This window comes from Mesorhizobium kowhaii (assembly GCF_003253745.1).
Classification (GTDB): Bacteria; Pseudomonadota; Alphaproteobacteria; order Rhizobiales; family Rhizobiaceae; genus Mesorhizobium; species Mesorhizobium kowhaii.
Map to the genome: position 1 here is coordinate 247,695 of NZ_MZXV01000056.1, position 21,084 is coordinate 268,778.

A 21,084-nucleotide genomic window follows, 5' to 3' on the forward strand; every position below is an offset into this window, starting at 1 on the left:
ATGCTCTTCGGCAAGACCATCCTCATCACCGGTGTCGCCTCCGGCATCGGCGCGCGCACGGCGGAACTCGCCGGCCAGCTCGGCGCCGACGTGATCGGCGTCGATGTTCGTGAGCCTGCTGCAGCGGTTGGCAGTTTCGTCAAAGCCGACATCTCGTCGAAGGCCGGCGTCGACGATCTCATCGCGCGTCTGCCGCAGCGTATCGACGCGCTCTGCAATGTCGCCGGCCTCTCCGGCAACACCGGTGCGGCGGCGACGCTGGCCGTCAACTTCTTCGGGCTGCGGGCGCTTTCGGAAGGTCTCGTGCCAAAACTTCGCGAAGGCGGTGCCATCGTCAACGTGGCCTCGATCGCCGGCTATGGCTGGCGCGCCAATCTCAATCGCGCCGCCTCGATGGTCGGCATCGAAGGTTTTCCGGATGTCGCCGAGGTGGTTTGCGACCATGCAGTCAGGAACGAGGAAGGCTATCCCGTCTCCAAGGAACTGCTGCTCTTGTGGACGTTTCGCGCGGCGCACCAGGATCTGTTCAAACGCCGAGGCATCCGCGTCAATGCGGTGAGCCCCGGCCCGGTCGAGACACCGATCCTGAAACAGTTCCGCACCGTGCTCGGCGACGCCCGCGTCGACAGCGACATTGCCAGGGTCGGACGGGCCGGCACCTCCGGCGACATCGCGCCGGTGGTGCTGTTCCTGTGCTCGGACGGCGCGCGCTGGATCAACGGCGCCAACGTGCCGGTCGATGGTGGCCTCGAAGCATCGATCAATGCCGAAATGTTCGGATTCTAACCCAAAAGAATACGCTCCAAGGGGAGCGATGGAGACAGTCATGGACATCGGACTTCTGATCGACGGCGACGAACGGGCTGCCTCAGGTGCGGTGTCCTTCGAACGCATGGACCCGTTCACCGGCAGGCTGGCGACGCGCGCCGCGGCGGCCAGCATCGCCGACGCCAATGCCGCGGTCGAGGCCGCCGCAGCCGCTTTTCCGGCCTGGTCGAAGACCGGGCCTGGCGAGCGCCGCGCCTTGCTGAGCAAGGCGGCTGACGTGATGGCCTCGAAGGTCGGCGAATTCACCAGGTTGATGATGGAAGAGACAGGCGCCACCGGCCCGTGGGCCGGTTTCAATGTCATGCTGGCGGCCAACATGCTGCGCGAGGCGGCGGCGATGACGACGCAGATTTCGGGCGAGATCATACCCTCCGACAAGCCGGGCACGCTGGCCATGGCGATCCGCCAAGCGGCTGGTGTGTGCCTTGGCATCGCGCCGTGGAATGCACCGGTCATTCTCGGCACCCGCGCCATCGCAATGCCGATCGCCTGCGGCAACACGGTGGTGCTGAAAGCATCCGAGATGAGCCCTGGCACGCACCGGCTGATTGGCCAGGTGCTGGTCGAGGCCGGCCTGCCCAAGGGCGTCATCAATGTCGTCACCAACGATCCCAAGGACGCCGCCGGTATCGTCGAGGCGCTGGTCGCGAACCCTTTAGTCAAGCGCGTCAACTTCACTGGCTCGACCAAGGTCGGCAGGATCATTGCCGAGCTCGCCGGACGGTATCTGAAGCCGGCGCTGCTCGAACTCGGCGGCAAGGCGCCATTGCTGGTGCTGGACGATGCCGACATCGACGCCGCGGTCAACGCCGCCACCTTCGGCGCCTTCATGCATCAAGGTCAGATCTGCATGTCGACCGAACGGCTGATCGTCGACGACAAGGTCGCCGATGAATTCGTTTCCAAGCTAGCGGCACGCGCGTCGCAGCTGCCGGCCGGCGACCCGCGTGGCCATGTCGTGCTGGGCTCGCTGATCAGCAGCCAGGCGGCCGACAAGATGGAGGAACTCATCACTGATGCCGTCGCCAAGGGCGCCAGGCTGGTCGCCGGCGGCAAGCGCAGCGGTACCGTGGTGGAGGCGACTTTGCTCGACCATGTTACGCCGGCAATGCGCGTCTATGCCGAAGAATCCTTCGGGCCGGTCAAGCCGGTGATCCGCGTCAAGGGCGAGGATGAGGCCGTGCGTGTCGCCAACGACACCGAATACGGCCTGTCGTCAGCCGTGTTCAGCCGCGACATCAAGCGTGCGATGGCGGTGGCCGCGCGCATCGAAGCCGGCATCTGCCATATCAATGGCCCGACCGTCGGCGACGAGGCACAGATGCCCTTCGGCGGCGTCAAGGGCTCGGGCCATGGCCGCTTCGGCGGAAAGGCATCGATCGCTGAGTTCACCGATTTACGCTGGGTGACGATCGAGGATCCAGGCCAGCACTATCCGTTCTGAACCGATGGGCCAAGGTCGAAGACCCGTCCCGGATTCAGGATGTTTCCGGGGTCAAGCGCTGCTTTCAGCCGCCGCATCGCAGCGATTTCTGCGTCGCTGCGAACCAGATGCAGCCACTTCTTCTTGTCGAGGCCGATGCCATGCTCGGCCGAAACGCCGCCGCCGGCTGCCGCCACGCCGCGATAGACGATGTCGTATGCCGCCGCCGGATCCACCGTGCGGACCTGGTAGTGCAGATTGCCGTCACCGAGATGGCCGAAGACATAGATGTCGGCGCCGGGATCGACGGCGTGGATGGCGGCGTCCGCTTCCCGCAGGAAAGCTCCCATCCGCGCCAGCGGGATGCTGATGTCGACGCCGATCAGACCTTTGATCGAAAACAGGACGCGATTGGCGTCCTCGCGCACGGCCCACAGCGCCCGGACTTCGCGCGGCGACTGCGAGACGACCACATCGTCGATGACACCGTCTTCGACCGCTTGCATCAGCACTTCGGCAAAGCGCTCGCCGTCGCGTTCGAGCTCACTGCCCTGGATCTCGGCCAGCACGTAGACGGACGAACCCGCAGGCAGCGGCGCCGGGATGTCCATGCTGGCGACCATCGCGTCATAGAGCGGCGCGAAGTTGACCTCATAGGCGGACAAGAGTGGACCGAGCTTTTGCCGGAGCAGCCCGAGCAGGGCGATCGCCGCATCGAGCGAAGACAGCGCGCAGAAGGCGTTCACCTCGGACACCGGCTTCGGATGCAGCCTGAGCGCCGCGCGTGTGACGACGCCAAGCGTCCCTTCCGTGCCGATGAAGAGCTGGCTGAGGTCGTAGCCGGAATTGTCCTTGGGCAGGCCTTTTAGCGATGTCAGCACGCTGCCATCGGCAAGCACCGCTTCCAGCCCCAGCACCTGCGCCCGGTACATGCCGTAGCGCAGCACGCGGATGCCGCCGGCATTGGTGGCGACATTGCCGCCGACCGTGGCAGAACCGCGTGCGCCGATGTCGACGCCGAACATCAGACCGGCGCCGTCGGCTGCCTCCTGCACCGCCTGCAGCGTTGCGCCCGCCTCGGTGACGATGCTGGCAGCCTGACGATCCGGTGCATCGAGACCGGTCATGCGCTCCAGCGACAACACGACCTCGCCCGGCTGCACACGCGCGGCGCCGGTCAGCCCGGTGCGTCCGCCCTGCACGACAACTGGCTGGCCGAGATCGTTGCATGCGGCGAGTGCTGCCGCGACACCCTCGGTGTCGCGCGGGCGCAGCACCGCTTCGGGAAGCGCGCCGAGCTTGCCGTCGGGATCGTCGCGATAGCGCTGGTCCACGTCGGAGCCGGCGAGGACACCGCCCGCGCCCAACCGGTCGTCCAGAGCAGATAGAAGCTGTTGGGTTTTAGGCGACATTGACCAATCCTAATCATGATCGCCCGCCGGTCAAACCCCTGTCCGTGCAAGCACCATCGTCCGCATGACCGGTTGCGACAATGCAGGACAGGCCGACCGTCCAGCATCGATCGCGTTGAGATCGGATCGACGCCGGACGGTAGGTTGTCTTACTGAAGTTTGGCCTGCAGCGCGTTGACGTCGTCGGTGGTCATTTCACCGTCGGTCGTCACCTTGCCGTCGACGATCTTCCAGAGGCGGAACGGACCGGTGATGTCGCCATATTTGTCGAAGGCGACCGGGCCGATGACGCCTTCGTAGCGGATCGGCTTGCCGTCCTTGATCAGGCCGAGTGCCTTGGCGAACTCGTCCTTGCCGGCAAAGATCGGCGTGCCAGCCGGGTCGACCGCCTTGTACATCGCATCCTTGATCTTGGTCGGATCCTCGGAGCCGGCAATGGCAATGGCGAGGCCAACGATGGCGCCGGCATCGTAGGAACGGTCGGCCGCCGGATTGGACGGCTCGATGCCGGAAAATTCCTTGTAGTTCTTCATGAAATAGTCGGTGGAGGCGGTCGGGCTGGTGCCGGACGACGTGCCATAGGCTTCCTTCAGATAATCGGCACCGACGGACTCGATGAAGTCCGGGCTGTTCATGCCGTCATTGAGCAGGAATTTCTGCACGCCGCCTTGCGAAATCCAGGTGCGGGCAACCGTTGCGCCGTCGACCGGCGTGCTGACGAGATAGAGCCCGTCCGGCTCGCCGGCCATCGCCGCCGTCACTTCCGAGGCATAGCTCGACTGCTTTTCGTTGTAAGGCGTGTCGGAGACAATGGCGCCGCCGAGCGCTTTGTAGGCGCGCGAGAATTCGGCCACCATGTTGACGCCGAAGTCGTTGTTGACATGGATGATCGACAGCTTCTTGAAGCCCTTGTCGACGGCGTATTTGGCGGCAGCGACACCCTGCAACGCATCCGAGGTGATGGTGCGGAAGAAGATGCCGTTGGTCTTGCCATCGCGGCCAAGCGCGGTCAGCGTCGGCGATGACGAAGCCGGCGACACCTGGACGATCTTGGCCGGTGCCGTGACCGAGGTCAGGATCGGGATCGACACAGACGAGATGATGCCGCCGATGATGACCGGGACCTTCTTGACCTGAACCAGCTGGGTGGCGGCGTCGACCGCGATGTTGCCCTGGCTCTGGCTGTCGCGGGTGTCGGTCGCCAGGTCGCAGCCGCGCACGCCGCCGGCGGCGTTGATGTCACGGAAGGCCATCTCGACCGATTTGGCGCCGGCCTGGCCGTATTCGCCGGCCGGGCCGGTCAGTTCCATGACGAGGCCGACGGTGATCTTGCAATCGGCGGCCTGCGCTACGCCGGCCATCGTCACGAGAGCGAGCGCGGTGGTGAGTTGGAGTATCGTCTTTCTCATTGTTGTTCCCCTTTGAGCTACACGAACTGGATTACATGTCTCTTTGTCTGCGCATCGGATTTACCTTCGCACTTTTTGGCCCGATGCTCCTGTTCAGCGTTCCGGCACCTGCAGCCAGGTTTCTTGCAGATGTCGCCATTCGACACCGTTGGGCGCCGATGAACTGGTGGTGAAGACGGCACTCGATTGGCGACGGTTGTGCTTGCCGCCGCGCAGCTGCGCCTCGACGTAGAGGACGACGATCGTGTCCCCGCCCTGCCAGCCGGGGCGGATGTCCTCGATCGAAATGGCGAAGCCGTCGTCGCAAGTGGCGCGGCTGGTGCGGACATGATCGACGACCGCGGCGCGATCGAGGACCTGGCCGTCCGGCGCGACCATGGCGAAGCCGTCGCCAATGACGCGCTCGAAGCGGCTGAAGTCGGCCTTGCCGGCGCGCGCGGCGACGAACCAGTCGACGAAAAAGCGATGCAGGTCGACGACCTCGGCGCTGGCGCGTGAAAACAGGGAAGGCTCGCCGCTCATTGTTTCCCCGCATTGAGGTTGTAGTGCATGATCGAACCGTGGCGGCCGTGGCGGTCGCGCTCCAGCGTGTAGACATCTCCTTCAAGCCCGGAGCCCTGTGCGATGACGGCGGCAATCCGCGCCCGGTCCTCGGCGTCGAGCGCAACGTCCATGATGCCAGCATTGGCAAGCGCATGCGCCTGGTTGCGGGCACCGACGATGACGGCCGCCACTTGCGGCTGCTCCAGCACCCAGGCGCTGGCGACGGTGGCGATGTCGACGCCATGGCGGTCGCCGACGGCCTTCAGCGCCTGAAGCAGTTGCTGGAACAGGTCCCAGCCGCCAAAGTCATCGATGATCAGCTTGTATTTGACCAGCGAGCGGTTTTCGAGCGGCGTGGCAGGCTCGGCCATGCCTAGCCATTTGTCGCTGAGGAAACCGCCGGCAACGGAGCCGTAGCAGAGGAAGCTGACGCGGTTCTTCGCGGCGAGTGCGGCAAGGCTGTTGCCCGGCCGCTGGTCGAGCACCGAATATTGCAACTGCTGGCTGACCAGCGGGATGCCGGCGGCGAGGATTTCGGCGAGCCGCGGCGTGTCGAAATTGGTGGTGCCGAGATTGCGCACCTTGCCCTCAAGCCGAAGCTCATTGAGCCAGCCCATCGCCTCGACATAGCGCGGCTGCGCATAGTCCCACCAGTGGAACTGCACGAGATCGAGCCGCTCGGTCTTCAGCCGCCGCAGCGACTGGTCGACGATACTCCTGATGTAGTCGCGGCTGATGCCGGCCAGCCGTTCGAGGTCGGGCACCAGCTTGGTGTGCACCTTCATCCTGGCGGCGGCGTCGAGGCCGCGCTCGCTGGCCAGTCGCAGGCGCGCGGCGCCGATCAGCTCCTCGACGCCGGTGTAGATGTCGGCGCAATCATAGGTCCAGATGCCGGCATCGAAGGTGGCGATCAGATCGGTCACCGCCTGCTGGCGGTCGATGGCGCCATGGCCGCCGGCCAATTGCCAGCCACCGCGGATGACGCGCGAGATCGTGTAGCCGGGGCCGAGTTCGAAGGTCTTGGCACTCATTTGTCGTCTCTCGGCTTCGGCAGCGGCACGGCCGTGGTCTCGGCATGGCTGAACCGCCGCTTGCCGGTCCTGACGATCCTCAGCCGGCTGGCGCAATTGGGATCGGGACAAGCGATCTCGGCGTCCGAGGTCATCCAGTCGTTCGGGTGGCTGGGGCGCTGCTTGGCTGCCAGCAGCGGCAACACGGCCGATATCGAATAGATCGAAAAGCCCTGGCGGGCCGGCATCGACAGCATCTCGCCCTTGAGCTCGAAATAGTCGCCGGCCTTGGCGCCGCAATAGATCGGCTTGCCTTCAGGAATGACCGCCTCGATGCGAAGATCGAAGAGTTCGAAACTATCGTCAGCCATTTCAGACCTCCACCAGGCTGAAGGTGACGTCGCAGGCGCCGTTGCGGCGGATGACGCCGCAGGCGGCGGCGAACCGATCGCGCTCTTCGGCGCGCACTTGCGCCACCACGCTGCCGGCGAGCCAGCCGATCGGGAACAGCAGGCGCGCGCCCTGCCCGTAATAGAGCCCGATGTCGAAGATCGCATTGGGATTGCCGCCCCACATGCGCGGTGGCACATAGGACAGCACGATGTCGCCCGGCTGCGGTGTCAACGTCGCGTTCTCCGCCGGCAAGGGCCTGGCATAGGGCTGGCCCTCGAGATCGGCAGCGGGAACCGGACAGGAGATTTCCGGCCCCGTCCACATCGCATGGATGCCCGGGACGACGCGTGGCGTGCCGAGATATGCCTTGAGAAAGGCGGCGTTTTCCGGCGCCTTCTCCGGCAGCAACAGCGCCGTGACGGAAAGCTGCGAGCGCGGCTCGGTGATCCTGATGGCGGTCATGTCTGGTCTTTCGCGGCGGCGGATTGCAGCTTGCTGCGCAGGAAGGTGAAGGGCCGGCTGATGTCGGCGACCAGCGATTCCCGCGCTGCTTGCGCATCCTGCGTGGCCAGCGCCGTGACGATGCGGCGGTGATACTGGGCGGTGTCGACCTCGCCGGCTTCCGAGAAGGCGTAGATGGCGACACGAATGCAGGGGCCTGATTGCAGCCACAGGCTCTCGATCATCGGGATCAGCACGGCCGAGCCGCAGGAACGGTAAATCTCGAAATGAAAACTCTGGTTGAGCGTCACTTCGCGATCGACATCCTTCTTGTGCTTCAACGCCCGCATCTCGTCCCATTCGCCGAGAATGGTCTCGATGGTGGCGATCTGGCGCGGCCCCATACGAGCGGCGGCCAGCGCGATGGCCTCGCCTTCGATGAGGATGCGGGCACGCAAGAGATCGTCGAGGCGTTCCAGCGTGATCGGCGGCACCCGCACCGAACGGTTGGGCAGCGCCTCCAGCGCCTTTTCCGTGATCAGCCGGCCGAGCGCCTCGCGCACCGGCATGGTCGACGTCACCAGCGCATCGGCGAGCCCACGGATGGTCAGCACCTGGCTTGGCTCGAACAGGCCGCCGATCAGGGCGCGGCGCAATTCCGAATAGACGCGATCCTGCACGGTTTCGCGGCCGACCGGCGCAAGCTGGGCCGCGATCGCCTCATTGTTCCTTTCGATGGCAGCCTTTTGCATGGATTTCCGGTCTTGGCGGTTTTCGGCTTGCAGACGAAATTAAAGCCGAATAGCGTGATCAAAGCAAGTGTGATCACAAATCAAAAATCAGGAGACGGCAACGATCGTCTTCGGCCAGAGGGTTTGATGAGCGAGGCAGCGGAACAGCAGGGGCAGAAGACCCGTGCGCCGGTTCTGACGGCAAGGAACGTCGTCAGGCGGTTCGGCGGCCTTGTCGCCGTCAACGATGTCTCGTTTGACGTCAGGGCGGGAGAAATCCTCGGCCTGATCGGGCCGAACGGCGCCGGCAAGACGACGACGTTCGATCTGCTTGCCGGCAGCACCCTGCCGACCAGCGGCGATATCCTTCTCAACGGCACGCGCGTTTCGGGGGAAGCCGCGCATCTGCGCATCGGTCGCGGTCTTGGCCGCACCTTCCAGATCCCGCGCCCGCTGCCCAATCTGACGCTGATCGAAAACATCATGCTGGCGGCACAGGGCCAGGCCGGCGAGAGACTGCTCGCCAATTTCGTCACACCGTGGCGGGTGGCGGCGCAGGAAAGAGCCGCCAGGACCAAGGCGCTCGAACTGCTGGAGCTCGTCACCCTTACCCATCTTGCGCATGAGCCGGCGCGCGTGCTTTCCGGCGGCCAGCGCAAGCTGCTCGAACTCGCCCGCGTCATGATGGCCGACCCGGCGATCATCCTGCTCGACGAACCGGCGGCCGGCGTCAACGCAACGCTGCTCGAGGTCATCATCGACCGCATCCGCGATATCAACGCGCGCGGCATCACCTTCCTGCTGATCGAGCACAATATCGACATGGTGACGCGGCTCTGCCATCGCGTCCTCGTCATGGCGAGCGGCCAGTTGCTCAGCGAAGGCACGGCGGAACAGGTCGCCCGCGACCCGCGCGTCATCGAGGCCTATCTCGGAGGCGCGGCATGAGCGAAATCGTCCTCGATGTCCGCAATCTCGAGGCCGGCTACGAGCCCGGCGTACCGATCGTGCGCGGCGCCTCGATCACCGTCGGCAAGGGCGAGATTGTCGTCGTGCTCGGCCCCAACGGCGCCGGCAAGTCGAGCTTCATCAAGGCGATCGCCGGCCTCGTCCCGATCACCGGCGGCACGGTGTTTCTGGACGGCAACGACATCACCGCCGCACCGGCGCACACCATGGTGCGCCTCGGTCTTGCCTTCGTGCCGCAGACCGAAAACATCTTCCCGCTGATGTCGGTCGAGGACAATTTGAAGGTCGCCTGCGGCATCCTCGAACGACCCGAAATCCCTGCCCGCATCGAGGAGATGTATGCCGCCTTCCCCGACCTCATCCGCCAGCGGCGAACCGCCGCCGGCAACCTCTCGGGCGGACAGCGGCAGATGCTCGCCGTCGCGCGGGCGCTGATCGTCCACCCCAAGGTGCTGGTGCTGGACGAGCCGTCGGCCGGCCTGTCGCCGAAATTCGTGTCGATGGTGTTCGAGATGCTGGCCGGCATTCGTAAATCCGGCGTCACCATCCTGCTGGTCGAACAGAATGCCAAGGCAGCACTTGCCATCGGCGATCGCGCCTATGTGCTGGTCGAAGGCAAGGACCGGCACGAAGGTGTCGCCTCCGAACTGTGGAACGACCCTGTGGTTGCCGAACTCTATCTTGGCCAGCGCCCCCTCAAGGCAGAAAAGACGTCGCAGACCGGGAAAGGAGGCGCGGCATGAGCCTGCAATTCATCGTCGACGGGTTGCTGACCGGCTCGATGATCGGCCTCGGCGCCATCGGCGTGACGCTCACCTATTCGATCCTGCGTTTTTCCAACTTCGCCCATGGCGACTTCATGGCCTGGGGCACCTATGCGACGCTGGCCGTCGTCAGCGCCATCGGCGCGATGGTCGGCAAGGTGGCGCCGATCGGACCGCTGTCCTTCGGCTGGCCGCTGATTGTCGCACTGGTCATCGGCATGGCATTCACCGCCCTCTTGGCGCTGCTGCTCGACAAGGTGCTGTTCGCGCGGTTGCGCTCGCAAGGCCAGGCCATCATCGTGGTGATGGCGAGCTTCGGCGCCTCGATGGCGCTCAGAAGCCTGCTCGAATTCACCTTCACCTCGCGGCCGACCTATTTCAGCCGGGCGATTCAGATCGCCATGCCGGTCGGCTTCGGCATCCGCATCACACCCGACCAGATCACCTTGTTGCTGCTGACCGCCGTGCTGGTGCTCGGCGTGCATCTGTTGATGACGCGCACCCAGACCGGCCGCTCGATGCAGGCCTTGAGCCAGAACGCGGCACTGGCCCGCATCGTCGGCATCGACGTCGCCAGCGTGGTGCGCGTCACCTGGATCATCGGCGGCGCGCTGGCCTGCGTCGCCGGCGTGATGATCGGCATTCTGGTGCAGATCCGCCCGTTCATGGGCTTCGACATGCTGCTGCCGATGTTCGCCGCCGCCATTCTCGGCGGCATCGGCAGCATTCCCGGCGCCGTGCTCGGCGGCCTGATCATCGGGCTCGCCGAGGCCGGCGCGGTGCAGCTGATCGGCGCCGAATGGCGCGCCGCCGTCTCCTTCATCATCCTGATGGCGGTGCTGTTCGTGCGACCAATCGGCCTGTTTGGTGTGAGGGAACGCTGATGGACCTGCTCGGCTACGGCGCCTTCTTCCTGACCACCGCGCTGATCTTTTCGCTGGTCACGCTGGGGCTCAATCTGCAGTGGGGGCTGACCGGGCTGTTCAATGTCGGCCTCGCCGGCTTCGTCGCCATCGGCGCCTATACATCCGCACTGCTGACGACACCCGACGATGTCGCGAGGCTCGGCGGCTTCGACCTGCCGATCGTCGTCGGCTGGCTCGGCGCCATGGCCGTCGGTGGCATCGCCGCCGCGCTCACCGGCATGGCCACGCTGCGTCTGCGATCCGACTATCTGGCGATCACCACCTTCGGCGTCGCCGTCGTCGTGCAACTGGTCGCGCTCAACGCGCAGAGGCTGACCGGCGGCCCGTTCGGCATCGGTTTCATCCCGCGCCCGTTCGGCAGCCTCGCCGAGACGCCGCTGCTCTTCAACCTGTCCAACCTTGCCGTGGTCTGCGCGGTGACGCTGATCGCCTATCTCGCCTTGGAGCACCTGTCGCGCAGCCCTTGGGGGCGGGTGCTGAAGGCGTTGCGGGAAGACGAGCGGGCAGCGATCTCTTTGGGCAAGAGCGCGCGTTTTTACCGCGTCCAGGCCTTTGCCGTCGGTGGCGCCATCATGGCGCTGGCGGGCGCGCTGCAGGCGCATTTCACCGGCTTCATCGCGCCGGACAATTACCTGCCGATCCTGACTTTCCAGGTCTGGGTGATGCTGATCGTCGGCGGCTCGGGCAGCAATCTCGGCGCCGTCATCGGCAGCATCCTGGTCTGGGCGATATGGGCTGGATCGGGCACCTTGACCAGCGTCCTGTTCCCGCCGGAGCAGCAGGCCCGCGCCGCCGCGCTGCAGATCGCCGCCATCGGCGTCATGCTCTGCGTCATCCTGCTGATCCGGCCGAACGGCCTGTTCGGGGACAGACCGCGGCGGCCATGGTTCGGCAAGCGGGCGAAGGCAGCTGCGGCCAAGAGCAATTCCCAGTCATGAATGCCGTGGTCCGGCAGGAAGCGCGTGACGCTTCGCTCTGGCATGCTGTCAGCCGCAACCACCGTGACCGGCCGGCGCTGCAAGGCGGGCTCGATGTCGACCTCGCCATAGTCGGCGGCGGCTTTTCCGGCCTCTCGACAGCGCTGCACGCCGCCGGGAAAGGGCTTTCCGTTGCCGTTCTCGAAGCCGAATTCATCGCTTGGGGCGCGACCGGCAGGAATGCCGGCTTCGTCGTGCCGAACTTCGCCAAGATGGACCCGGTCAACATACTCGCCCATCTCGGACCCGGGCGCGGCGAGAGGCTGATTGATTTCGCCGCCGGCAGCGCCGATCTGGTCTTCGGCCTGATCCGCCGGCACGGCATCGACTGTGACGCCGTGCAGAGCGGCTGGATCCAGCCGGCGCATTCGCCCGCCGCGTTCGAGAAGGTCAAATCCCGCGCCGGGCAATGGGCGCAGCGCGGCCGGCCGGCCGTTACCCTGGCCCGGCAGGAGGTCGAAGCGCTGACCGGTGCGCGGGGTTATGTCGGCGGCTGGATGGATCGTTCGGGCGGCGTGCTCAATCCAGTCGAATACGCGCGTGGGCTGGCCGATGCGGCCGAGAAGGCCGGCGCGCGCATCTTCGAGCATACGCGCGTCACCTCGGTCGATCGCACGACGGATGGCTGGGCGTTGAAAACGCCATCGGGCTCGGTGCTCGCCGGCAAGGTGCTGGTCGCCACCAACGCCTATGGGGGGTCGCTCAATCCGTTGCTGCAACGAACCTATTTTCCGCTGAAGGTTTTCCAGATCGCGACAGGACCGCTGCCGCAGGAAATCCGCACCCGTCTCTTGCCCGGCGGGCAAGGCGTCGGCGACACCAGGCGCAATCTCTTCACCTTCCGCTTCGACAGCGAGAACCGGCTGATCAGCGGCGGCATGCATATCCTTGGTGCCGGTGCCGATGCGCGCGTGCCGCAGAGGATCTGGCGACGGCTCGCCAGGCATCTTGATTTGCCCGAGTTGCCTCCGCTTGCCTATAGCTGGTCGGGAATGGCCGCGGTCGAGCCGGATTTCCTGCCGCACCTCTTGGACCTTGGGCCGGGGCTCATCGCCGGTCGCGCCTGCAACGGGCGCGGCATTGCCATGACGACGGCGATGGGCAAGGTACTGGCCGACTGGGCGGCTGGAACCGATGCCCGTGATCTGCCACTACCGTTTGCGCTGCCGGCACCGATCCCGTTCCACGCCTTGCTGCGGCACGCACCCAACTTGCTGCTCGGCTGGAGCATGCTGCGCGACCGGATGGACGAGACGGGATAGGCGGACCGTCACGTGGCCGCGCCAAGGTTTGCCGACAGAACAGCAGCCGCTACAGTGATGTCCTCTTCAATGAAAGTCCGGACCGCGGGACCGCCGCGCTGCTCCAGCGCGGCGACGATCTGGCGATGCGCATCGTTCGACTGCGGAACGTAGCGATCGGCCTGCATCAGCAGCTTGAGATACGGCCCTACCCGACCCCAGAGGTCGCGGATCATATTCAAAAGGATCGGCGCGCCGGCATGCTGGTAGATGGCGAAGTGGAAGGCCTCGTTCAGCGCGAGATAGGCCTTTGCGTCACCGGTCTCGATGGCTTGCTGCATACCGGCGAGCGCAGCCTTGATATCGACCAGACCGCTTTCCGTCATCCGCGACGCGGCCATCTCGCCCGCCAGTCCCTCGACGGCGATGCGGATGCGCGTCAGTTCCTCGAAGGCTGGCGCGGACAGCAAGGGCACGATGACCGAGCGGTTGTTCTGCATCTCGAGCAGCCGCTCGGCGACGAGCCTTTGCAGCGCCTCGCGGATCGGCGTGGTGGATATGCCGAACGTCTCGGCGAGCTTGCGGATGACCAGTGTCTGGCCCGGGCTGAAGCCGCCGGAAATCAATTCCTGCTTGAGCGCGCCATAGGCGCGGTCGTTCAGGGTTTGATGTTCGAGCTTCAGCATGCGCGGCCCGCTCCGATCACCTGTTCGACAGTGCGCGATCGAGCGTCTCGGCCAGTTGCTCGGCATTGTCCCTGGCAAAGGGCAGCGGCGGCCTGATCTTCAGCACATTGCCGCGCGGACCGCAGGAGGAGATCAGCACGCCGTCCTCGCGCATGGCTTCGACAACCGCCGATGTCTTGGTGGCGGCCAGAGCCTCGTCGCCCTCCGCCGTCAACTCGACGGCGAAATAGAGGCCGTTGTGCCTGACGTCGGCGACCGCGTCATGCCGGCTCTGCAGGGCGCGCAGCAGCTCGCCCGTATAGGCGCCAACCATGCGCGCATTCTCGATCAGGCCCTCGCCTTCGATCACCTCGAGAACGGCGATGCCGACGGCGGCCGCGACCGGATTGCCGCCGAAGGTGTTGAAGTAACCGGTGTTCGAGCCGAAGGAGGCGACAAGCTGCGGCCGCACGATCACCGCGCCCATCGGATGCCCGTCACCGATCGGCTTGCCCATCGTGATGATGTCAGGCTCGATGCCATAATTGGCGAAACCCCACATGCCCTGGCCGAGCCGGCCGAAGCCGGACTGAACCTCATCGGCAATGACGATGCCGCCGGCTTTTCTAACGAGGCTTGCTGCCTCGCGCATCACCGCCGCATCGGGAAAGAAGATGCCGTCACTGGAAAACGCGGAGTCGAGAAGCAGTGCGGCCGGACGGACGTTCTGCGCGCGCATGTCGTCGATGGCGGTGGTGACATTCCTGGCGAAATCGCGCGCGGCCCGGCCATGATCGCGGAACGTATCCGGCGCCGCAACAGTGCGGTGCTGCGCGGGCACCGCTTTCACCCCGACCGCGGCCGGAGACAATTGTGCAGTCGCGATCGTGGCGCCATGGTAGGCGAAGTCGGTGATGATCACCCCGGTGCCGCCGCTGGAATGCTGTGCTATGCGGATGGCAAGGTCGTTGGCCTCGCTGCCGGTGCAGGTGAACATGGCGTGGCCGAGATGGGCCGGACAGGTGCCGAGCAACTTCTCGGCGTAATCGAGGATGATCTCGCTGAGATAGCGTGTGTGCGTGTTGAGTGTCGCCGCCTGCCCCGACAGCGCCTCGACGACGCGCGGATGGCAGTGGCCGACCGAGGCGACATTGTTGTAGGCGTCGAGGAATTTTCGGCCCTGGGCATCGTAGAGCCAGACGCCGCTGCCCCGCACCAGATGGATCGGGTTGCGGTAGAAGGCGCGGTAGGTCGGGCCAAGCAGCCTGGCGCGGCGCTCGAGCAGGGCACGCTCTTTTGCCGACGCGCCGGCATCGGCAAAGGCATCTGCAGGCGAGGATTGGGGCACGAGCATCTACTCCGGATTGGAATTGTCGAGAAAATAACGGCGGGCGTCAGTGGACGACAGCTCGTCCAGCCGTTCGAGCGATGCCCAGACTTCGGTGGCGAGCCGCAGGACATACTCGCGCTTGGCCGGGAAGCGCTCGGCCTGCCAGCTGGCGATGTTGGCGATGAGCGCAAGGCGGGCGCGGATCAGATCGAAGAGGATGCCGACTTCTTCGGCCTCGAGCGGCTGCACCGACTGGTAACCGGCGACGAAGCGCGCCGCCGGCGCCAGTGGATGACCTTCGGCCGGCCAGCGATAGACGGCGCCGATGGCGAGATCGCAGATTAGCGGCGAGTGGATCATGTCGCCAAAGTCGAGAATGCCGCTGACCACTTCCGGCCGCGACGCATCCATCACCACATTGTAGGAGTTCATGTCGTTGTGGACGATCTGCGCGCGCAATTTCGGGATGACCGGCGCTGCATGCTCCTCGAAGGCGTCGATCGCACGCTCGACCATCGCCCGCCGGCTGGGGTCAGCGATGTGCGCCAGCATCGGCTGCGTCTTGGCGACCTTGCGGATATCCCAGAGCAGGTCGCTGCCGGCGGCCGGGTGGAAGAAGCCGCGCAGCGCGCGGCCAAGGCGGGCAAGGAAGATGCCGAGATTGCGATCCTGCGCCGCCGATGTGGGCGAGCGCGAAAGCAGCTGGCCGGGCAGATAGGTGACCAGCCGGACGATGCGCGGCGCCGATCCACCGACGCCGACCGCGAATTGCGCTTCACCTTGCAGGCTTTTGCGCACCGAGGGAACCGGCAAGGTCGGGTCGACCGCAAGGATGTGATCGAGCGCCTTGTTCTGGAAGTCGGTGAAGCCGGCCTCTTCCGCCGGATGCGAGATTTTGAGGACGAACTCACCCTCACCGTCCGTCTGGATGTGGAAGTTGTGGTCGCGTTCGCCCGGCAACGGACGCGCGGTGCCGGTGAGCCCGTAGTGCCGGCGCAGGATGGCCAGCGCATCGGCTGCAGAGACGTCAGGCGCATCCTCGGCCAGTGTGTCGCCGAAAGCGTCAGGCACAGCCGCGTTCATCGCCTGGCCTCGGGATCGATGGGTTCGAGGCCGCACCAGTCAGCGATGAACAGCGCGATTGTCTGGGTGACCTTGCGCACGGAATCCAGATCGACGGCCTCGTCATAGCCATGCGGCATGCGGCAGATCGGGCCATAGACGATCGCCGGCGTGTCGGCATAAAGGCCAAAGAAGCGCGCATCGGTCGTCGCCGAGGTGACGTGTTCCTTCAACGGCTCGCCCCAGACAGCGGTATGGCTGCGGCGCAGCACGGCTTCCATCTCGTCCGCTCCTTGCAGCACATAGCCCTCGGCCATGAAGCCATTGTAGGTGAGGCGCGGCGGGCGGTTGGCCAGGAACGCGTCGGCGCACGCCGCATCGGCGATGCAGGCCTCGATTTCGGCCCGGGCATCCCTTAACTTCTGGCTGGGATAGGTCGCGACCCGCATCTCGAAGACACAGCGCGCCGGAACGCTCGATGTCCACTCGCCGCCTTCGATCTTGCCTAGATTGAAGCGGATCGGGTGCGGGTGGCCGCAAAAATGCGGGTCATCGACCTTGCGCGCGTTCCAGACGATTTCGAGCTGCTTCAGCGCCTGGATGATGGCGAATGCCTTTTCGATGGCATTGGCGCCGGCGGAAAAAGCCCCTGACGCGTGCTGCGGATCACCGTCGACCTCAACCCTGAACCAGATCGGCCCGACCTGCGCCCGCATCAGCCTTGGTTCCAACGGCTCGGGGATGAAGGCGGCATCGGCGCGATAGCCGCGCTGCAGGCAAGCGAGCGCGCCATTGCCGGTGCACTCTTCCTCGACCACCGACTGCAGGAACAATTTCGCGGCCGGCTGATAGCCGAGGCTGCGCAATGCGGTCAGCGCATAGAGGCAGGCGGACAGGCCAGCCTTCATGTCGCCGGCGCCGCGGCCATACATCCAGCCGTCCTCGATCGCCGGATCGTAGGGATCGCGCGCCCAGCGGTCGAGCGGTCCTGTCGGCACGACATCGATATGGCCATTGAGGATCAGCGAGCGGCCGGTCGCGTTTCTCGGCGTATGAGTGGCAACGACATTGAAGGCGTCGTCATAGGAAACCGCCACAGGTGAAAAACCCGGCAGGTCGCGAATCGCATCGACATCGACGCGCCACATGTCGACCGCATAGCCGTCAGCCTCATAGGCGGCCGCCATGAACGATTGCGCCGCGTGTTCCTCGCCGCGCTGCGAGGGAAAGCGCACGAGATCGGCCAGGAACGCGACCTGTCGCGCGAAGCCGTCGTCGACCGCGCTGAGAATGGCCTCGTCAGCAATCCGCTCAGGCATCATATTTCACTTCCATTCGAATGGTGTATCATATCTCATATGCCATTTCTGTGAAATGCAAGAGGCAGCGGCGCCAAAAAATCCGATCCACGCCCAGCCGCCTCTGGTCAGTTCATTCGCGCTGTTGGCATCAGCGGCCGCAAGCCGATACTGCTATCGGGCAGACACCAAGAGGAATGCGTTGATCACCGAAGATACGATGCCCGCCGAAATCACCGATCTCGCCATTGGCTACCGGCGCCTGCCGGCGGGCAAGCTCGCCAATGCCGTGACGTGGATGGAGGCGCGCGCGCCGCAGCCCGCTCTCGCAAAACCCTTGGCCATGACCCGCATCACCATGCCCGACTGCGCTTCGTATCGGGCGATGTTCCTGGAGATCGGCGCGCCCTGGCTGTGGGACCGCGTGTCCGAAATGTCCGACGCCGAGATCGCAACTCAATTCGCCGATCCGCGTCAGCATCTCTACTACGGCTACGATGAAAGCGGCGTGCATCTTGGCATGGTCGAATTCTTCGTCGCCGACAGCAACGAAATCGAGATCATCTATTTCGGCCTGTTCCCCTCATTGACTGGCCGCGGTTTCGGCAAGCGGCTGATGGCCGGGGCGCTCGAGCTGGCATGGCGCCTCGATCCGAGCCGCATCTGGCTGCACACAAGCAGCTTCGATCATCACAGCGTCATCGGTTTCTACAGCGCCTGCGGTTTCGTGCCCTTCGCGACCGGTTTTGAAATCGTCGACGATCCCCGGATAAAGGGAACCTTGCCGCGCAATGCCGCGCCGCAGATTCCGCTGATCGAAGCCGAGTGGAGCACCCGCGGTCCAGAGAACCGACAGGTTGCGCGAGCCTAGATGAGAACAGCTCCGCAACCCACTCCGCACGCGTCGCCGCATCACCGCCGATGGGTCCGTCGCGAGACCATCCTGTCGACGCTGGAGCGGCATATCGATACCCGCATCGTGCTGTTCGCCGCGCCCGCCGGCTTCGGCAAGTCGACGACGATGGCGCAATGGGCTGCGGAAGCCGCGCGCCTCGGCCGGCTGACCGCATGGCTGTCCTGCGAGGTATCAGACAATGACGAAGGCGCCTTCCTGTCGCATCTGGTGGGAGCGCTGCGCCACCTCGTGCAGAGCCCGGCGGAACTCGACCTCGCCTTCCAGTCGAGCCCGATCCCGCAGTTGGATGTGGTGCTCGCCGCGCTGGTTGCGGGGTTGGCGGCGCGCGACGCCGACATCACCTTGTTCTTCGACGACTACCACGCCATCGAAGCGCCGGCGGTGAAGCGGTTCATGGAACGCCTGACGCGGCAGGCGCCGGCAAACGTCGCCTTCGTCATCGGCTCGCGCAGCCTGCCCGACCTGCAGCTCGGCAAGCTCAGGGTGCTGGGCGACGTCTGCGAAATCGGCCCCGACGATTTGCGCTTCGCCTCCTCCGAAGCGGAGGCGTTCTTCAACGATAAGCTGGGCTTGAGCGTCAGCAGTAGCACTGTGGAGACCTTGTGTTCGCGGACGGAAGGATGGGCCGCCGGCCTGCAGCTCGCCTCGCTGTCGCTCGGTGCTGCGCATGCGCCCGAAACTGTCATCGGCAATTTCACCGGCGCCAACCGCAACGTTGCCGACTTCCTGATGGGGGAAGTGTTTTTGGAACTGCCGCCGGCGATCGCAAAATTCCTGCTCTACAGTTCGATCTTCGAACGATTCAGCGCCGAGGCCTGCCGAGCGGTGATGCGGGCGGCGGATGCCGAGGCGGCGATCACCGAAATCGAGACGCGCAATCTGTTCCTGGTGCCGCTTGACGAGGAGCGTCGATGGTTCCGCTATCATCATCTGTTCCGCGACTTCCTCAGCCGCGAGATGGAACGGCGCGAACCGGAGATGATCGCGCCGCTGCATCTGGCGGCCGCCGAATGGTTTGGCGAACGCAAGATGCTGACCGAGGCGATCGGGCATGCGCTCGCCGCCGGCGACCAGGCCCGCGCGGCGGTGTTCGTCGAAAACAACGCGCTCGACCTCATTGCCCAGTGCCAGCTTCTCTATGTGCGCCAGTTGCTGGCGCTGCTGCCCAAAAAGCTGATCGACCAGCGCATCCGGCTGCAGTTGGTCGTGCTGTGGCTTGCGGTGCACAGCAGCCAACCCGAGCTTGCCCAACAGACGCTGAACAATGCGCGCAAGCTGGTCGAGACCGGGCCGGCTGACAGCAATGACCCCGGCACGCTGACCGGCACCACGATCGAGGCCGAACTCGTGGTGCTCGCCGCTGCCGTGCACAGCACGCTGGAGCAGTTCGATCAGGCGCGCGACACGGCACTGGCGGCCCTGCGCGTCATCGCACCCGATGCCTGGTTCATGGAAGGCGCGACGGCCAATGTCATCGGCTACAATCTTTATGCGCTGGGCGACCTCGACGGCGCACGCGCGGCGGTGGACGCGGCGCGCAAGGCGCATGAGCGAAGCGGCAGCCTGCTCGGCGTCACCATTGCCAATTGCTACATGGCCGTCATCGAGCGCTCGGCCGGTCGCTTGCCCGCCGCCGAACGGCTGCTGCGCGACGCAATCGCCGAGGCCAGGGCGCGGATCGGCCCGAATTCCTACGCCGAAGCGCTGGCCGGCACGCTGCTTGCCGAACTCGCTTACGAGACCAATGCGTCGGGCGAGGCGCTGACGCTGGTCGAGAATCTCGGGCCATTGATCGAGGGGGCAGCGGTCATCGTCTATCCGCTCGCCAGCGTGCCGACCTATGCCCGCGTGCTGCAGCTGACCGGTCGCACGGAGGCCGCGCTCGATATGCTGGAGCGCGTCTACCAACGTGTGCGCGGCTCCGTGTATCGCCGCCTCGCTTCGGTGCTCGTGCATGATCGCGTCAGGCTGCTGCTCGACCAGAACCGCAGCGCCGAGGCGCGCGCCTTGTTGAATGAGCATCGCAGCGAACGGGCCGAGACCACTCCCACTGTCGCCAACGAATTCGAGTTCTTCGCCGAGGGCAGACTGCTGACGGCGGAGAAATCCTATGCCGCGGCCGCCGGTGTCTTCGACGCGCTGCTGGAGCGAACGAAAAACAGCGGGCGCATGCGCCGCCATATCCTGGCGCTGATCCTGCGCGCCAAGAGTGCCGGCCATGACCCACACGAGGCCGACCGCTATCTGCTCGAGGCGCTGCGCCTCGCCCACCCCTCTGGCTTCATCCGCTCCTTCGTCGATGAGGGAAGGCCCGTTATCGATGGGTTGATGCGGCTGCGTGCGGCACAGGCAAAGACCGATCCGGCGCTGTCAGCCTACGCCACGCGCATCATCGATGCCGCGCAGACGACGCCTGTGGCGACGCGCAAGCCGGCCACGCCAGCCGCCGAGAAGGAACACCTCACCCAGCGCGAGGCCGAGCTGCTGCGCTATCTCACCGAAGGCATGTCCAACCGCGATATCGCGCTTGCCCTGTCGGTCAGCGAAACGACGGTGAAGTGGCATCTCAAAAACATTTTCGGCAAGCTGGCGGTGAGCAACCGGGTCCAGGCCGTGCGTGCCGCGCAAGGCTCCGCAAACCTCCACACCCCTCCGAAAGGAGGGGCATAGATAACTGGCACAACCCCTCTTTCGGGTCGGGCCATGTCATCGTTAGCCTGCTAGCGTCACCTGGTTTTTAGAGGAC

The 21,084-nt window shown here is 65.2% G+C and carries 20 protein-coding genes; 9 read left to right on the top strand and 11 right to left on the bottom strand.

The window, feature by feature from the left end:
• On the top strand, positions 1–786 hold the full coding sequence (locus tag B5V02_RS26665; RefSeq protein ID WP_111547214.1) for a coniferyl-alcohol dehydrogenase: 786 nt from the start codon (positions 1–3) through the stop codon (positions 784–786).
• A gap of 40 nt (positions 787–826) precedes the next feature.
• Positions 827–2,272 carry an aldehyde dehydrogenase gene (locus B5V02_RS26670; RefSeq protein WP_111547215.1) on the top strand — a complete coding sequence of 482 codons (1,446 nt, stop codon included), beginning with the start codon at positions 827–829 and terminating at the stop codon, positions 2,270–2,272.
• On the opposite strand, the gene B5V02_RS26675 is transcribed toward B5V02_RS26670, so the two are convergent.
• The 7 genes from B5V02_RS26675 to B5V02_RS26705 all read right to left on the bottom strand — a co-directional run bounded on the left by B5V02_RS26675 (position 2,260) and on the right by B5V02_RS26705 (position 8,211).
• A complete protein-coding gene (locus tag B5V02_RS26675) occupies positions 2,260–3,663 on the bottom strand; it encodes an FAD-binding oxidoreductase (RefSeq protein ID WP_111547023.1) in 1,404 nt (467 codons plus the stop codon). The genes B5V02_RS26670 and B5V02_RS26675 overlap by 13 nt on opposite strands.
• Positions 3,664–3,812: 149 nt before the next feature.
• Entirely contained in the window at positions 3,813–5,072 is a 1,260-nt protein-coding gene (locus tag B5V02_RS26680) for an ABC transporter substrate-binding protein (RefSeq protein WP_111547024.1), read from the bottom strand.
• Between the two features lie 93 nt (positions 5,073–5,165).
• Positions 5,166–5,594 carry a DUF4440 domain-containing protein gene (locus B5V02_RS26685; RefSeq protein WP_111547025.1) on the bottom strand — a complete coding sequence of 143 codons (429 nt, stop codon included), beginning with the start codon at positions 5,592–5,594 and terminating at the stop codon, positions 5,166–5,168.
• Positions 5,591–6,646: an aldo/keto reductase gene (locus B5V02_RS26690; RefSeq protein ID WP_111547026.1), complete on the bottom strand. Its 1,056-nt coding sequence runs from the start codon at positions 6,644–6,646 to the stop codon at positions 5,591–5,593. Before B5V02_RS26690 ends, B5V02_RS26685 begins: the two co-directional genes overlap by 4 nt.
• The gene (locus B5V02_RS26695) at positions 6,643–6,996 is read right to left on the bottom strand and encodes a TIGR04076 family protein (RefSeq protein WP_111547027.1); all 354 of its coding nucleotides are present in this window, start codon (positions 6,994–6,996) and stop codon (positions 6,643–6,645) included. Before B5V02_RS26695 ends, B5V02_RS26690 begins: the two co-directional genes overlap by 4 nt.
• 1 nt (position 6,997) lies before the next feature.
• The gene (locus B5V02_RS26700) at positions 6,998–7,480 is read right to left on the bottom strand and encodes a DUF3830 family protein (RefSeq protein WP_111547028.1); all 483 of its coding nucleotides are present in this window, start codon (positions 7,478–7,480) and stop codon (positions 6,998–7,000) included.
• A complete protein-coding gene (locus tag B5V02_RS26705) occupies positions 7,477–8,211 on the bottom strand; it encodes a GntR family transcriptional regulator (protein ID WP_111547029.1) in 735 nt (244 codons plus the stop codon). Before B5V02_RS26705 ends, B5V02_RS26700 begins: the two co-directional genes overlap by 4 nt.
• Before the next feature lie 126 nt (positions 8,212–8,337).
• On the opposite strand from B5V02_RS26705, the gene B5V02_RS26710 reads away from it, so the two are divergent.
• Genes B5V02_RS26710 through B5V02_RS26730 form a run of 5 tightly spaced genes read left to right on the top strand, consistent with a single transcriptional unit; the run spans position 8,338 to position 13,088 of the window.
• Positions 8,338–9,138: an ABC transporter ATP-binding protein gene (locus B5V02_RS26710; protein ID WP_111547030.1), complete on the top strand. Its 801-nt coding sequence runs from the start codon at positions 8,338–8,340 to the stop codon at positions 9,136–9,138.
• A complete protein-coding gene (locus B5V02_RS26715) occupies positions 9,135–9,902 on the top strand; it encodes a branched-chain amino acid ABC transporter ATP-binding protein (RefSeq protein ID WP_111547031.1) in 768 nt (255 codons plus the stop codon). The genes B5V02_RS26710 and B5V02_RS26715 overlap by 4 nt, the downstream gene beginning before the upstream one ends.
• Positions 9,899–10,807 carry a branched-chain amino acid ABC transporter permease gene (locus B5V02_RS26720; protein WP_111547032.1) on the top strand — a complete coding sequence of 303 codons (909 nt, stop codon included), beginning with the start codon at positions 9,899–9,901 and terminating at the stop codon, positions 10,805–10,807. Before B5V02_RS26715 ends, B5V02_RS26720 begins: the two co-directional genes overlap by 4 nt.
• A complete protein-coding gene (locus B5V02_RS26725; RefSeq protein ID WP_167458693.1) occupies positions 10,804–11,787 on the top strand; it encodes a branched-chain amino acid ABC transporter permease in 984 nt (327 codons plus the stop codon). The genes B5V02_RS26720 and B5V02_RS26725 overlap by 4 nt, the downstream gene beginning before the upstream one ends.
• Positions 11,784–13,088 (top strand): NAD(P)/FAD-dependent oxidoreductase, encoded by a 1,305-nt coding sequence (locus tag B5V02_RS26730; RefSeq protein ID WP_111547034.1) that lies wholly within the window; start codon positions 11,784–11,786, stop codon positions 13,086–13,088. Before B5V02_RS26725 ends, B5V02_RS26730 begins: the two co-directional genes overlap by 4 nt.
• Before the next feature lie 8 nt (positions 13,089–13,096).
• Here the strand turns inward: B5V02_RS26730 and B5V02_RS26735 are convergent, their stop codons facing one another.
• Genes B5V02_RS26735 through B5V02_RS26750 form a run of 4 tightly spaced genes read right to left on the bottom strand, consistent with a single transcriptional unit; the run spans position 13,097 to position 17,443 of the window.
• The gene (locus B5V02_RS26735) at positions 13,097–13,753 is read right to left on the bottom strand and encodes a GntR family transcriptional regulator (RefSeq protein ID WP_111547035.1); all 657 of its coding nucleotides are present in this window, start codon (positions 13,751–13,753) and stop codon (positions 13,097–13,099) included.
• Positions 13,754–13,769: 16 nt separating this feature from the next.
• Positions 13,770–15,086, bottom strand: coding sequence for an aspartate aminotransferase family protein (locus B5V02_RS26740; RefSeq protein ID WP_167458669.1), 1,317 nt, complete (start codon positions 15,084–15,086; stop codon positions 13,770–13,772).
• Complete coding sequence (locus B5V02_RS26745) at positions 15,087–16,145, bottom strand: phosphotransferase (RefSeq protein ID WP_111547036.1); 1,059 nt, start codon at positions 16,143–16,145, stop codon at positions 15,087–15,089.
• Entirely contained in the window at positions 16,142–17,443 is a 1,302-nt protein-coding gene (locus B5V02_RS26750; RefSeq protein WP_167458670.1) for an ArgE/DapE family deacylase, read from the bottom strand. The genes B5V02_RS26745 and B5V02_RS26750 overlap by 4 nt, the downstream gene beginning before the upstream one ends.
• 181 nt (positions 17,444–17,624) lie before the next feature.
• Between B5V02_RS26750 and B5V02_RS26755 the strand changes: the two genes are divergently transcribed.
• Together B5V02_RS26755 and B5V02_RS26760 are read left to right on the top strand one after the other, a co-directional pair.
• The gene (locus tag B5V02_RS26755; RefSeq protein WP_111547217.1) at positions 17,625–18,293 is read left to right on the top strand and encodes a GNAT family N-acetyltransferase; all 669 of its coding nucleotides are present in this window, start codon (positions 17,625–17,627) and stop codon (positions 18,291–18,293) included.
• Positions 18,294–21,008, top strand: coding sequence for a winged helix-turn-helix domain-containing protein (locus B5V02_RS26760; protein WP_111547038.1), 2,715 nt, complete (start codon positions 18,294–18,296; stop codon positions 21,006–21,008).
• The last annotated feature ends 76 nt before the right edge of the window (positions 21,009–21,084 follow it).

Coding starts and splice junctions, on each gene's coding strand:
- B5V02_RS26705 (WP_111547029.1), bottom strand. CDS start 8,211: ATGCAAAAGGCTGCCATCGAAAGGAACAATGAGGCGATCGCGGCCCAG.
- B5V02_RS26740 (WP_167458669.1), bottom strand. CDS start 15,086: ATGCTCGTGCCCCAATCCTCGCCTGCAGATGCCTTTGCCGATGCCGGC.
- B5V02_RS26750 (WP_167458670.1), bottom strand. CDS start 17,443: ATGCCTGAGCGGATTGCTGACGAGGCCATTCTCAGCGCGGTCGACGAC.
- B5V02_RS26710 (WP_111547030.1), top strand. CDS start 8,338: ATGAGCGAGGCAGCGGAACAGCAGGGGCAGAAGACCCGTGCGCCGGTT.
- B5V02_RS26680 (WP_111547024.1), bottom strand. CDS start 5,072: ATGAGAAAGACGATACTCCAACTCACCACCGCGCTCGCTCTCGTGACG.
- B5V02_RS26715 (WP_111547031.1), top strand. CDS start 9,135: ATGAGCGAAATCGTCCTCGATGTCCGCAATCTCGAGGCCGGCTACGAG.
- B5V02_RS26735 (WP_111547035.1), bottom strand. CDS start 13,753: ATGCTGAAGCTCGAACATCAAACCCTGAACGACCGCGCCTATGGCGCG.
- B5V02_RS26720 (WP_111547032.1), top strand. CDS start 9,899: ATGAGCCTGCAATTCATCGTCGACGGGTTGCTGACCGGCTCGATGATC.
- B5V02_RS26690 (WP_111547026.1), bottom strand. CDS start 6,646: ATGAGTGCCAAGACCTTCGAACTCGGCCCCGGCTACACGATCTCGCGC.
- B5V02_RS26670 (WP_111547215.1), top strand. CDS start 827: ATGGACATCGGACTTCTGATCGACGGCGACGAACGGGCTGCCTCAGGT.
- B5V02_RS26695 (WP_111547027.1), bottom strand. CDS start 6,996: ATGGCTGACGATAGTTTCGAACTCTTCGATCTTCGCATCGAGGCGGTC.
- B5V02_RS26730 (WP_111547034.1), top strand. CDS start 11,784: ATGAATGCCGTGGTCCGGCAGGAAGCGCGTGACGCTTCGCTCTGGCAT.
- B5V02_RS26745 (WP_111547036.1), bottom strand. CDS start 16,145: ATGAACGCGGCTGTGCCTGACGCTTTCGGCGACACACTGGCCGAGGAT.
- B5V02_RS26760 (WP_111547038.1), top strand. CDS start 18,294: ATGAGAACAGCTCCGCAACCCACTCCGCACGCGTCGCCGCATCACCGC.
- B5V02_RS26700 (WP_111547028.1), bottom strand. CDS start 7,480: ATGACCGCCATCAGGATCACCGAGCCGCGCTCGCAGCTTTCCGTCACG.
- B5V02_RS26665 (WP_111547214.1), top strand. CDS start 1: ATGCTCTTCGGCAAGACCATCCTCATCACCGGTGTCGCCTCCGGCATC.
- B5V02_RS26675 (WP_111547023.1), bottom strand. CDS start 3,663: ATGTCGCCTAAAACCCAACAGCTTCTATCTGCTCTGGACGACCGGTTG.
- B5V02_RS26685 (WP_111547025.1), bottom strand. CDS start 5,594: ATGAGCGGCGAGCCTTCCCTGTTTTCACGCGCCAGCGCCGAGGTCGTC.